The sequence below is a fragment of the Saezia sanguinis genome, assembly GCF_003991585.1.
Taxonomy (GTDB): Bacteria; Pseudomonadota; Gammaproteobacteria; order Burkholderiales; family Burkholderiaceae_C; genus Saezia; species Saezia sanguinis.
In genome coordinates, this window is sequence record NZ_PQSP01000010.1 from 29003 (window position 1) to 42000 (window position 12998).

8 protein-coding genes are annotated in these 12998 nt (G+C 55.0%); 7 read left to right on the forward strand and 1 reads right to left on the reverse strand.

Features of this window, described 5'->3' with window-relative positions:
* The first annotated feature begins 126 nt into the window (after nt 1-126).
* The 7 genes from CUZ56_RS13225 to CUZ56_RS13255 all read left to right on the forward strand — a co-directional run bounded on the left by CUZ56_RS13225 (nt 127) and on the right by CUZ56_RS13255 (nt 12594).
* On the forward strand, nt 127-2073 hold the full coding sequence (locus CUZ56_RS13225; protein WP_126980887.1) for an acyltransferase family protein: 1947 nt from the start codon (nt 127-129) through the stop codon (nt 2071-2073).
* Entirely contained in the window at nt 2070-4004 is a 1935-nt protein-coding gene (locus tag CUZ56_RS13230; RefSeq protein ID WP_126980888.1) for an acyltransferase family protein, read from the forward strand. The genes CUZ56_RS13225 and CUZ56_RS13230 overlap by 4 nt, the downstream gene beginning before the upstream one ends.
* The gene (locus tag CUZ56_RS13235) at nt 4001-5917 is read left to right on the forward strand and encodes an acyltransferase family protein (protein WP_126980889.1); all 1917 of its coding nucleotides are present in this window, start codon (nt 4001-4003) and stop codon (nt 5915-5917) included. Before CUZ56_RS13230 ends, CUZ56_RS13235 begins: the two co-directional genes overlap by 4 nt.
* 149 nt (nt 5918-6066) lie before the next feature.
* Nucleotides 6067-8004: an acyltransferase family protein gene (locus CUZ56_RS13240; protein WP_126980890.1), complete on the forward strand. Its 1938-nt coding sequence runs from the start codon at nt 6067-6069 to the stop codon at nt 8002-8004.
* A gap of 90 nt (nt 8005-8094) precedes the next feature.
* Nucleotides 8095-10038: an acyltransferase family protein gene (locus tag CUZ56_RS13245; protein WP_126980891.1), complete on the forward strand. Its 1944-nt coding sequence runs from the start codon at nt 8095-8097 to the stop codon at nt 10036-10038.
* Nucleotides 10028-11992, forward strand: coding sequence for an acyltransferase family protein (locus tag CUZ56_RS13250; RefSeq protein ID WP_126980892.1), 1965 nt, complete (start codon nt 10028-10030; stop codon nt 11990-11992). Before CUZ56_RS13245 ends, CUZ56_RS13250 begins: the two co-directional genes overlap by 11 nt.
* 278 nt (nt 11993-12270) lie before the next feature.
* Nucleotides 12271-12594 (forward strand): hypothetical protein, encoded by a 324-nt coding sequence (locus CUZ56_RS13255; protein WP_126980893.1) that lies wholly within the window; start codon nt 12271-12273, stop codon nt 12592-12594.
* A gap of 61 nt (nt 12595-12655) precedes the next feature.
* Here the strand turns inward: CUZ56_RS13255 and CUZ56_RS13260 are convergent, their stop codons facing one another.
* Nucleotides 12656-12991, reverse strand: a complete 336-nt coding sequence (locus CUZ56_RS13260; RefSeq protein ID WP_204250911.1) for a hypothetical protein — start codon at nt 12989-12991, stop codon at nt 12656-12658.
* Nucleotides 12992-12998 lie beyond the last annotated feature (7 nt).

Genomic DNA, 12998 nt, shown 5'->3' on the forward strand with positions numbered 1-12998 from the left:
CCCCGGCACCCAAAGACATTTTACCGTGCACAAACACGCGTTCATTGCCGCATATATTGGCGCGTGTGCCGTGAATCACGCTAAAATGTAAAGTTTTTTACACCCACTCATTCTGTAACCCGTTTCATGACGTATAAACCGGAAATCGATGGCCTGCGGGCAGTGGCCGTTTTGCTGGTACTGCTTTGCCACATGCAATTGGGCATGGCAGGCGGCTTTATCGGGGTGGATGTGTTTTTTGTCATCTCCGGTTTTCTGATCACCACCATTGTGGTGGACAGTCTCAGCCAGGGCAAGTTTTCCTTCTGGAACTTTTACGGCAGACGCTTCGTGCGCCTGTATCCGGCACTGATTGTTGTTGTCATCCTGACATTCATCGCCGGCTTTCTGCTGACCGATCCCGCCACGCTGGAAAACCTGGCCCGTACCGGCAAATACGCCATCACGTCAGCCTCCAATTTCTTTTACTACAAACACCAGGGCTACTTTGCCATTGCGGCACAGAAACAACCGTTCCTGCACACCTGGTCGCTGGGGGTTGAATGGCAGTTCTACCTGGTCTGGCCGCTGCTGGTCTGGCTGGTCTTCAAGCTGCCGCTGAAATGCACCAAAGCGCTGCTGGTTGCTTTGCTGCTGGTCATTACCATTGCTTCGGTAGTCGCTTCGCAATGGGCACTGACACATGGCCGGGACAGCGCCGCCTATTACCTGATGCCGTACCGCGCTTTTGAACTGGGGCTGGGCGGCCTGCTGGTGTTCATTTACCATCAGCATATCAAACCTGCCGCCGGTGTGGTGCTGGTTATTGCAGGGCTGGCAGCCATTCTGTTTGCCTCTGTTTTTTACACCCCCAGCACACCCTTCCCCGGTTATTACGCGCTGCTGCCCTGCCTGGGCGCTGCGGCCTGCATGCTGGGCGGCAAAACCTTTGTTCAGGGCAATGTGCTCAAGTGGAACAGCGTGGTTTTCATCGGCAAGGCGTCGTACTCGATTTACCTGGTGCACTGGCCCTTGCTGGTGCTGTACAAATACTATGTGTTCAGGGATATCAACACCGTAGAAAAACTGGTGCTGCTGCTGGTTTCCCTGGTGCTGGGCATCGTGATTTACCTGCTGGTGGAAAAACGCATCAACTGGAAACGCCTGCCCAACAAGCTGGTTGGCTGCCTGGCCATGGCCGCTGTGGTGCTGGTGGTTGCACCGGTGTTCCATTACATCAGCAAAGGGGGCGGCGGCCTGCCCTGGCGCCTGAATGCCACCGAACTGAACAACAGCGATTATTTTGAGCCGGCACGTGCCGGCTACCATGACCGAAGCACACTGGGCAACAAGGCCGGCCCGTTCATCGCCGTGGTGGCTGGCGACAGCTTTGCCCACAGCTATGCCACGGGGTTTGATGAATACCTGAGCCCACGGATGCAGGCGGTTGACCTGGTCACCAGCCCGGGCTGCATGGTATCGGGCCTGTATTACCGCTCGGACCTGTCGGCAGCCGATAAGGCCGACTGCATTGACGTTTACCAGAAAGCCATTGAAAAATCGGCACAATACAATGTGCCGCTGGTGCTGGTCCAGTCCTGGGATAATTACAAAATTCATGAATTCACCCGGCTGGACGAAAGCGGCCGGCTTCATTTTGACCGGCAAGCGGTATACGATGATTTCATCCGGCAAAACCTGACCTATACCCTGAGCCAGATGAACGGACGCCCACTGATTCTGGTGGCTACAGTGCCTTACTTCAAAATCGACACCAGCGAAAAAGAATGTCTGGCCCGCCCGCCTTATGTTCCCAACCAGGTCTGCACGCAGCAGATCCTGCTCCAGTATCCCATTGAAGAAGCCATTGCACACCATATCAACACCTTGCTGCAGGAGTTTGCTCAGCAGCACCCGAACGTCTACTATGTAGACCCGTCGTTGCAGGCCTGCCCGCAGGGTATTTGCACGGCACAACACAATGCCATGATTTACGACGATGGCTCGCATTTGTCCAAATACGGCTCACGACTGCTGACCCCAACGGTGCTCGGAGCGGTCGAGCGCATCATTCACCCCGGTGAAACACCATGACGTACAAACCCGAAATTGATGGCCTGCGGGCTATTGCTGTTTTACTTGTTCTGCTATGCCATATGCGGCTGGGCATGGCCGGGGGGTTTGTCGGGGTGGACGTGTTTTTTGTCATCTCCGGTTTTCTGATCACATCCATTGTTTACAATGGACTGGATCAGAACAAATTTTCATTCTGGAATTTTTACGGCCGCCGTTTTGTGCGCCTGTACCCTGCGCTTCTGACCGTTGTCCTGCTGACCTTCATCGCCGGCTTTCTGCTGATGGATGCGGAAACCTTCAAACACCTGAACCGGGCCGGGCGCTACGCCATTGTTTCAGCCTCCAACATCTTTTTCAATAACAACCTGAATTATTTTGACCAGGCGGCCCAGCAGCAGATTTTTCTGCACACCTGGTCACTCGGGGTTGAATGGCAGTTTTACCTGATCTGGCCGCTGCTGATGTGGGGCGTTTTCAAGCTGTCGGCCAAATCTGTACGCCCGGCACTGGTGTGCCTGATTGCACTGATCACCATTGCTTCGGTTGCTGCTTCGCAATGGATGATCGGGCATGACGCCAAAGCGGCCTACTACCTCATGCCGTACCGCGCTTTTGAACTGGGGCTGGGCGGCCTGCTGGTATTTGGCTATGAGCGTGCCGTCAAACCGGCAACCGGCATCCTGCTGGTCATCGCCGGCATGCTGGCAATCATCGCCTCGGCCCTTATCTATACGCCGAAAACGCCATTTCCCGGTGTGGCCGCACTGCTGCCCTGTCTGGGCGCGGTCGCCTGCATGTACGGCGGCAAGGCATTTACCGCGGGCAATGTGCTCAAATGGTCGCCAGTGGTCTTTATCGGCAAGGCATCCTATTCCATTTACCTGGTGCACTGGCCGTTGCTGGTGCTGTACCAATACTATGTGTACCGTCACATCAACACCACGGAAAAAGTCACACTGCTGTTGGCCTCTGTTGCGCTGGGTTCCGTGGTTTATCTGCTGGTAGAAAAGCGCATCAACTGGAAGCGCCTGTCCAACAAGCTGGCAGGCTGCCTGAGCATGATCGGCCTGTCGGTTGTCATGCTCGCCCTTTTCTATTACGCTGGTAAGCCCGGCGACGGCCTGCCATGGCGCATGGCCGACAACAACACGCTGCAAAACCCTGATTATTACGAGTGGGGCATTGCCCGCTTTCCAGCGGTTGCTGTGTTAGGGCAGCCTGACGGGCAGCGTGTTGCGATCATTGGCGGAGACAGTTTTGCGGCCAATATGTCCACCGGGTTTGATGAATACCTCAAACCGCTGGGCCAAAACGTGAACCGTTTTTACGAGCCTGGCTGCCTGATCACGGCAGCGACCGAGCTGGAAATCATCAACATTCCACCCGCCTGCCAGCACTTGTCCGCCCTGACCTTGCAGGACGTGGCGCAAAACCCCGGCCTGCCGCTGATCCTGATCCAGTCGTGGGGTGGCCCGCTGGTACAGGCCGACGCCGAAGGCACGCCACCGGATATGGCCCTGCAGGAGCGTTATAACACCGTCATTACCCATAACCTGGACGACTTGCGCACACGCATTGGCGAGCGCCCGCTGTTCCTGGTGGGCAGCCCACCTTACCGGCGCTGGGGCACCGGTGAAAAAACCTGCCTGACCCGCCCGGCTTATCTGCCGCAGATTTGTGAGCAGCAGATTCCGGCCTATCCGGTACAGGCATCGCCCGTAAGCAACATCAACACCGCGCTGCAGGCCTATGCGCAACAACACGACGGCGTTTATTACATTGATACCGCATCGGTAGCCTGCCCGGGGGGCACCTGCACATCAGAGCGTAACTCGATGCTGTATTTTGACGGGTTTCACACATCCCAATACGGCGCACGCCTGGTGGTGCAGGATATCATGCGCCAGGTCAATGCCGCCTTAGCCCAGGAGCATGGTGCGCAGCCATGACTTACAAGCCCGAGATAGACGGACTGAGAGCGGTTGCTGTATTGCTGGTGCTGTTATGCCATATGCAGTTGAGCGCGTCAGGCGGCTTCATCGGTGTGGACGTGTTTTTTGTCATTTCCGGTTTTCTGATTACTTCCATTCTGGTTGGTGGCATCGGCGAAGGCCGCTTTTCATTCTGGAATTTTTACGGGCGGCGCTTTATCCGCCTGTATCCTGCGTTGATTGCCGTTACCGTGCTGGTATTTGCGGCCGCATTTTTACTGCTGAGTCCTTCTTACATGGAGCTGATTGCCCGCACGGCAAAATACGCCATCACCTCCACATCCAACGTTTTTTTCAGCAAGTTTCAAGGATACTTTGACGCATCAGCACAGGCACAGCCTTTTTTGCACACCTGGTCACTGGGCGTTGAATGGCAGTTTTACCTGATCTGGCCGCTGCTGGTGTGGGGTATTTACAAACTGCCGGTACAGGCACCACGCAAATGGCTGGTTGCCGCGCTGGCGCTGATCACCCTGGCTTCGGTCATTGCCTCGCAATGGATGATCGGCAAAAACGCCAATACCGCCTACTACCAGATGCCGTTTCGCGCATTTGAACTGGGCATCGGTGCGTTACTGGTATTTGTGTACCCGAAACGCAGCAACCCCGCCGTTTCAGCCGGGCTGACACTGGCAGGCATGGCGGCCATTCTTTATGCAGCGTTCGTGTATACACCCGCCACGCCGTTTCCGGGACTGGCCGCTTTGCTGCCCTGCCTGGGCGCAGCCGCCTGTATTTATGGCGCACAGGGGTTTACCACGGGCAATGTGCTGAAGTGGCCATGGGTTGTGTACATCGGCAAAATCTCTTATTCGGTTTACCTGGTGCACTGGCCGCTGCTGGTGCTGTACCGTTTGTATATTTTCCGCGAGATCAACACCACTGAAAAAGCCGGCCTGTTTATCGCCTCGCTGGTACTGGGTGCGTTGCTGTACAGTTGTATTGAAACCCGGATCAACTGGAAACGCCTGTCCAGCAAACTGGCCAGGTCGCTGGCCACACTTGCCGTGGTTGTCCTGTGCCTGGGTTTGTTTCAATATGCCAGCAGAATCGATTCCGGGCTGCCATGGCGCCTGTCATCCGGCGAGTTGAACACCCCGTTATACACCCGCTGGGGCGGCTTCAATATATTCAAACAGCCGCTTCAAGGCCAGGCAGATGCCCCTCAGGTCGCGGTGATTGCTGGCGACAGCTTTGCAGCCAGCCTGGCGCATGGCATCGACAATGATCTGAAAACCCGCCACCAGTCTGCGGAACTCATGTTCTCTCCAGCCTGTGTGATTTCTCCGACATCCAGCAACGAACACTGCAAAACAGTCTCTCTGCGTGCCTTCCAGCAGGCGCGGGAGGCACACCTGCCGCTGGTGCTGGTGATGTCATGGGGCGTGCCATACAGCGAGCACTTCCTGCTCTCCCACGGTATTCCCCAGGAAACTCAGGCACAGTATCACCAGGAACTGTATGAGCAGCTTGACCAGATCCGGCAGTTGATTGGCGACTCCCCACTGATTCTGGTTGGCAATGTTCCCTACAAGCGCTGGGGAATGGGGGCGCAGGAATGTCTGCTGCGACCGCAATATGTGTACCGCGCCTGTGAACAGCAGATCGGGGACTACCGTGTGAATAACCTCCCGACCTACCAGACCAATCAGGCACTGAGCCAGTATGCGCAAACCCGCGACAACGTTTATTACATTGATATCGACAACGCGGTTTGCCCGCAGGGTGTATGCACAACACAGCGCAGCGCCATGATGTACTACGACGGCTTTCACCTTTCTGTTTATGGCTCAGACATTGTCGGGCCTTATGTCATGCAGGAAATAACAAATATTCTTGAACAGTACCGCCAGGCGGACAACCACCATTAAAACCCGCCATTCACCCTCAAAAATGCAACAACATGGTGCATAGTTGCACTGATTCTGGCCCTTTTCTGCGGGATTCTCGTTAAAATAATTGGTTTAAATGATCATGCAGGATACGCTGCATTGACGGGCTGTTTGACTGAATCTATCCCATGACCTATAAACCAGAAATCGACGGACTGCGCGCGGTAGCTGTACTCCTGGTATTGCTGTGCCACATGCAGCTTGGCTTCATGGGCGGGTTTATTGGCGTGGACGTGTTCTTCGTCATTTCAGGCTTTCTGATCACCACCATTGTTGTCAACGGCATCGCGCAGGACCACTTCTCATTCTGGAGCTTTTACGCCCGGCGCTTTGTGCGCCTGTACCCCGCGTTGATTGTGGTCGTCCTGCTGACATTCATTGCCGGCTTTTTGCTGGTGAGCCCGACCTTCCTTGAGGCCATCACCCGCTCAGGCAAATACGCGCTGGCTTCTGCATCAAATGTTTTTTTCAACCGGCACCTGGGCTATTTTGATGTTGCCGCACAGGGGCAAGTATTTCTGCATACCTGGTCGCTGGGGGTGGAGTGGCAGTTCTATCTGGCCTGGCCTTTGCTGGTCTGGATGGCCCTGAAGCTCTCCAGATATGTGTTATGGGCCATGCTGCTGGCTATCACCATAGCTTCGCTCGTCGCCTCGCAGACCATGCTCGACACCAACGCCAATGCCGCCTACTACCTGATGCCGTACCGCGCGTTTGAACTGGGCATTGGCGCACTGCTGGCGCTGGTTTATGAAAAACCGGCAAGCCGCCCCACATCCATCCTGCTGGTTTTGGCAGGCATCGCCGCAATTTTATATTCCGCACTGGTTTATACATCAAGCACGCCCTTTCCGGGCGTAGCCGCGCTGCTGCCATGCCTGGGAACTGCCGCATGCATTTATGGCGGCAAGGGCTTCAACGTTGGCAATGTGCTGCGCTGGTCGCCGGTGGTTTATATCGGCAAAATCTCTTATTCTGTGTATCTGGTGCACTGGCCGCTGCTGGTTCTTTACAGCTACTATGTGTTTCGCAATATCAGCACGCTGGAAAAAATCGCGCTGTTTACAGCCTCGCTGGTGCTGGGTGCACTGCTGTATACCCTGGTTGAAACACGCATCAACTGGAAACGCATGGGCAACAAGCTGGTGGACTGTTCCGCCATGGTCGCTCTTGTGGTTGTCATGGTCGGTGCGTTTCAGTATGTCAGCAACCAGGGAGAAGGCTTACCCTGGCGGCTGGGCAACAACGAACTGAACGACCCGCAGTACACCATGTGGGGCGGGGAAAACTACGAGCATGAGCTGTTTTTGGGTGCCGTGGATACGCCGCCATCGGCCATTGTTGCAGGCGACAGCCTGGCAGGCAGCCTGGCCAGCGGGCTGGATTATGCCACCCGACAAACCCCGGGTTCACTGGATTTGATTTTTTCGCCAGGATGCCTGATCTCTGAAATTGACTACCGGCCGCAAGCCACCCCTCAATGCCGCGCTTTGACGCAGGCAACGTTTGACAACGTCAGCGAGGACAACCTGCCGCTGGTGCTGGTGCAGGCCTGGTGGTTCGTTAACAATACGCCGGTCACCAAAGAAGACGCGCAGAAAGGTGTTGCTGCCGGCACGCATGATTTTCTGCTGGCCAACCTGGACGACATTCGCAAACGCCTGAACGGGCAGGCCATGGTGCTGGTGGGCGGCGTACCGCTCAAGCGCATGAACGGCGGTGAACAGGAATGCCTGCTGCGCCCGAACTACCTGCCGCAGGCGTGTGAGGCAGAGCTCAGCGACTACCGTGTGGAAGACATCTTCATCCACAAAACCAACCTGACCCTAAAAGCATATGCGCAGGCTCACGCGCGGGAAAATGTCTACTTTATCGACATTGAACCCATCCTGTGCCCCAACGGTATCTGCTCTGCCAGGCAAAATGCCAAACTCTATGCCGACGGCATTCACCTGTCTTACTATGGCGCCAAGCTGGTCGCGCCCCATGTACTCGAGCAAATCAAGGGGATTGTTCAGCAACTGCAGCAAACCCCGTCTCAGGGCGCCTTATCCCCCCAGTCATAAACAGCAGGCGGTTACCCACACAACCATACGCCAAATCCCGCTAAAATAACTTCTTTTTGAGATTCACTGTTTTCATTATCAGAATACTTCATGACCTATAAGCCAGAGATTGACGGTCTGCGCGCTGTCGCCGTACTCCTTGTTTTGCTGTGCCATATGCAACTGGGCGCCCCCGGCGGTTTTATTGGTGTGGACGTCTTTTTTGTCATCTCCGGTTTTCTGATCACCTCCATTGTGGTTGGTGGCATGACACAGGGCAAATTCTCATTCTGGAACTTCTATGGCCGCCGCTTTGTGCGCCTGTATCCGGCGCTGATCGTCGTCACACTGCTGACGCTGCTCGCAGGTATTTTGCTGACCGATCCGGTCACACTCGAAAACCTCAGCCGCTCAGGCCGTTACGCCATCACATCCACCTCCAACATTTTCTTTAGAGACCACCTGGGTTATTTCGCCATTGCCGCCCAGAAGCAGCCGTTCCTGCATACCTGGTCGCTGGGCGTGGAGTGGCAGTTCTACCTGGTCTGGCCGGTCATCATCTGGCTGGTGCTGAAGTTCTCCAAAAAAATGGCATGGCTGGTCGCCGTTCTGGCATTGATCACCATCGGTTCGGTTGCTGCCAGCCAGTGGGCCATCTCACACGACCCCAAAGGGGCGTATTACCTGATGCACTTTCGGGCTTTTGAACTCGGTATCGGCGCACTGCTGGTCTTTGTATATGAAAAACAGGCCAGCATGCTCACCTCGGTCAGCCTGATGATTGCCGGCATGGCCGCCATCATCTGCTCGGCCTTCTTTTATTCGCCTGCCACCCCCTTTCCGGGTATAGCTGCGCTGTTGCCCTGTCTGGGAGCAGCCGCGTGTATTTATGGCGGCAAAGGGTTTGTCGCCGGTAACATCTTGCGCTGCGCGCCTGTGGTCTACATCGGCAAAATATCGTATTCGGTTTACCTGGTGCACTGGCCGCTGCTCGTGCTGTATACATATTATGTCTATCGCGACATCCGTATCACAGAAAAAATAATGCTGGTGCTCGTTTCGCTGCTGCTTGGCGCGTTGGTTTACCGGTTGGTCGAGCAGCGCATTAACTGGAAACGCCTGGCCAATAAAAAAGCAGGATGTGCCGTCATGATGGCCCTGGTGGTGGCCAGCACAGGTGCCATGCTTTACACCGGTAAATACGGCGAAGGCCTGCCCTGGCGTGCCGCCACCCCGGAACTGCAAAATGCATCCTACCTGACCTGGGGTGGCAAAGGGTTTGCATTCACCACCCCACTGGGTAACCCGCAAGGCCATGAACTGGGCATTATTGCCGGAGACAGCTTTGCCGGCAGCCTGTCCATTGGCGTGAATGCCGCCTTGCAGGACAGCGGCCAGATGATCCAGCAGATCACCTACCCTGGCTGTGTCATTTCAGAAATTGACGCCAGCACGCAGGTCACCCAGGAGTGCCGTGTTACTTCGGCACAGGCCATTGACCGCGCCAGAACCCAGGGCCTGCCCCTGATTTTGGTGCAGGCATGGGGCACATCCGTGACGCTGGATGAGCGCAATGTCGCCATCTTATCGGACTATCGCACGCGCGAAAGCTATACCCAGTTCATCGAAAACAACCTCAACGACATCCGTGCCAAAATCGGGCACCAACCGTTGATTCTGGTTGCCAGCGTGCCTTACCGGCGCTGGGGTGAAGACGAAAAGGAATGCCTGATGCGGCCTGCGCTGGCCACACGCAATTGCCTGCAACAGCTTGAGCCCTATCCCCCCCGCCAAACACCGGTGGCCGAATTCAACGATTTTCTGAAAAACTATGCCGATACCCACGAACAGGTCTATTACATAGACCCGGCACCGGCACTCTGCCCGGGCGGCATGTGCAATGCCATGCGCAATGCCATGCTGTATAACGACGGTTTCCACCTGTCTGCCTATGGCTCGGTGGAAGCGGGCGCTTATATTGTGCAGGAAATCCGGCGTATTCTGAATACCCCCGCAACGCCCGAACCCTCGGCCCAGCCAAGCAATGACGTATAAACCCGAACTTGACGGCCTGCGCGCCGTTGCCGTATTGCTGGTGCTGCTGTGCCACATGCAATTGGGCATGAGCGGTGGCTTTGTCGGGGTTGATGTCTTTTTTGTTATTTCCGGCTTTTTGATCACCTCCATTGTGGTTGGCAGCCTGAGCAATGGCCGGTTTTCATTCTGGAATTTTTATGGCCGCCGTTTTGTGCGCCTGTATCCGGCACTGATCACCGTCACACTGCTGACCTTTCTGGTTGCCTTTGTGCTGGCCGACCCGGTTACGCTGGCCAATATGGCACGCACCGGCAAATATGCACTGGCCTCAGCATCCAATATATTTTTCAGCAAGCACCAGGGCTATTTTGACTTTGGCGCCGACAAGCAACTGTTCTTGCATACCTGGTCGCTGGGTGTGGAATGGCAGTTTTACCTGATCTGGCCGGTTCTGGTTTGGGCTGTATTTAAACTGCCGGCAAAATTCACCCGCATTGCTCTGATTGCACTGCTGGCGCTGATCACACTGGCATCGCTGGCGGCCTCACAGGTCATGATCAGCACACATGCGGTCAACGCCTATTACCTGATGCCCTACCGCGCATTTGAGCTGGGCATTGGCGCGCTGCTGGTATTTGTATATGACCGCCAGATCAACCCCGCAGCCAGCGTTGCGCTGATGGTTGCAGGCATTGCCGCCATTGTTTATTCGGCCTGTGTTTATACGCCTGCAACGCCTTTCCCCGGACTGGCTGCATTACTGCCCTGCCTGGGAGCCGCCGCCTGTATGTACGCAGGCAAAGGTTTTGCCACCGGCAACGTATTGCGCTGGGCACCTGTGGTTTACATCGGCAAAATCTCCTATTCAGTTTACCTGGTGCACTGGCCGTTGCTGCTGTTCTACCGCTACTATGTTTTCCGTGAGCTCAATAGCATTGAAAAAATCATTCTGCTGCTGGCTTCATTGCTGCTTGGCGCGTTGATCTATCATCTGATCGAACAGAAGATCAACTGGAAAGGTCTGAAAAACAAACTGCATGGCTGCATCGCCATGCTTGCCGTGGTGTGTGCCATCGTTGCGGGTTTTCAGTACACCAGCAAAAGCGACGGCCTGCCCTGGCGTTTAGGTGCGCAGCAGGGCCTGTATTCAGAAGACTATGTGGAAGGCGGCACGCCAGGCAATTTCAGTGTGACGCATTTTGGCGACCCGCAAGGCCGGCGCATTGCCTACCTGCTCGGCGACAGTTTCTCGGCCCACTACTATGTGGGGTTTAATGCCGCCCTGAGCCCGCGCAACGAATACATTGAAGCCATTTTCAATTTTGGCTGCTTCATGTCAGACGCCTATCCCATGCTGGGCACGCCTTCTGCATTGCGGCAAACCTGTGTGGATTTATATCACAAGGCCGTCAGCGAAGTGAACACACAGCATCTGCCTTTGATACTGGCACAAGACTGGCTGCTTTACTACAGCCATGAACCGATTGACCACCGCGAATCCAACCGCTTTACCAACGAAGCGGCATTTTACGATTTCCTGGATATGCACCTGCAAAGCATTCAGAATGACATTGGCGATAATCCGCTGGTCATTTTGTCGCTGCCCAACTATTACCGTTACCATTTCAACATTGCCGAATGCCTGACGCGCCCGCCCTGGCTGCCGCAAGTCTGTGACCGGCAGGCTTATGCCCCCTATGCAGCCAAAGATGCGTTGTCAGGACGTATCAACGCGCAGTTGAAAGCCTATGCCGACACGCATGAAAACGCCTATTTCATTGATGTCACCCCCACAGTCTGCCCGGACGGCATCTGCCGCCTGGAAGACGACATCAAGATCTATAACGACGGGCGTCATTTCTCACGCTATGGCTCACGGCTGGCGGCGGCTGACGTCATCCAGGCGCTGGATCAGATCATCAGCCACCAGGCTGCAACGGCTGCGGCGGCGCCAGCACAGGCAGACCGGTAAAACACGCGCCCTGCAGCTCTGGCGGCGGCCTGCCGCCCGATTCAGTGGTTGATATCTCAGTAAGGTTTACAGGCCCAAACTGCGGGCCAGCACCGGCTTTATGCTGTTTTTTTGCTCAAATACCAACATCTATACGTGAATTAATACACAGAGAACCAAATTTGTGCCACAGTTCTGATGCTGCCTGTCTACAGTGAATACTGGTTATGCTACATTGAAATCAACAAGGCCCACCAACTGAATACCTGTGATTGCAGGTGACCTGATGGAGATGCATCATGAGCGCAAACAGAAACAGCAAACATGCGGAGTTTGATCTCAGCCCGGAGAAGATCAGCATGCTGATACGCTGGATTGACGAGCGTATTGCGCCCATGCTTTCTCATGACCGGGATACCTTACAGCATGTGATTCCCGATTACCTGCGGTTTATCCAGCAGGCCTACAACGCTGGCGACCATGCACGTTTTGCCAACCTGGGCATCGCCAACGTACTGGGCATGATCATCCAGGATATTTTCGGCTTCTACACCCACGACCAGGGGATGGCGCTGATGCAGGAATTTTCACAACACATCGCAAAGACTCTGGATATCCAGTAGGCCGCCCGGCTCAACATTGCAGCAACATGGCAGTTGTAAGTGCAGATGCACCTGGGCTGCTTTAATTCATCCCTGGAAAAGACGTCACAAATTTGATCGTGAAGTCAGGGAACGAATTGACATACCTGACGGTAAAGTCCGGAAAATTTTCAACAAACTTCCACTCACCACAGGCTGAGGCAAATGCACTGTCGGGCCGCACATGCAGATCGGCAAAACTGGAAACAACCTGCACATCAAAATCAGCAAAGCTTGTCACCACCTTGACGTTGCCATATAACGGCACGCCGTTATATGTGCAATTGGCTTTATCAATGCCCTGCCTGGCCTGCGCAACAGGCATTGTGCAGATACTTAACAAAAGCATGGCACCAGATAAAAACGCGGCCTTTTTCACGTCAGCC

Coding starts and splice junctions, on each gene's coding strand:
- CUZ56_RS13225 (WP_126980887.1), top strand. CDS start 127: ATGACGTATAAACCGGAAATCGATGGCCTGCGGGCAGTGGCCGTTTTG.
- CUZ56_RS13230 (WP_126980888.1), top strand. CDS start 2,070: ATGACGTACAAACCCGAAATTGATGGCCTGCGGGCTATTGCTGTTTTA.
- CUZ56_RS13235 (WP_126980889.1), top strand. CDS start 4,001: ATGACTTACAAGCCCGAGATAGACGGACTGAGAGCGGTTGCTGTATTG.
- CUZ56_RS13240 (WP_126980890.1), top strand. CDS start 6,067: ATGACCTATAAACCAGAAATCGACGGACTGCGCGCGGTAGCTGTACTC.
- CUZ56_RS13245 (WP_126980891.1), top strand. CDS start 8,095: ATGACCTATAAGCCAGAGATTGACGGTCTGCGCGCTGTCGCCGTACTC.
- CUZ56_RS13250 (WP_126980892.1), top strand. CDS start 10,028: ATGACGTATAAACCCGAACTTGACGGCCTGCGCGCCGTTGCCGTATTG.
- CUZ56_RS13255 (WP_126980893.1), top strand. CDS start 12,271: ATGAGCGCAAACAGAAACAGCAAACATGCGGAGTTTGATCTCAGCCCG.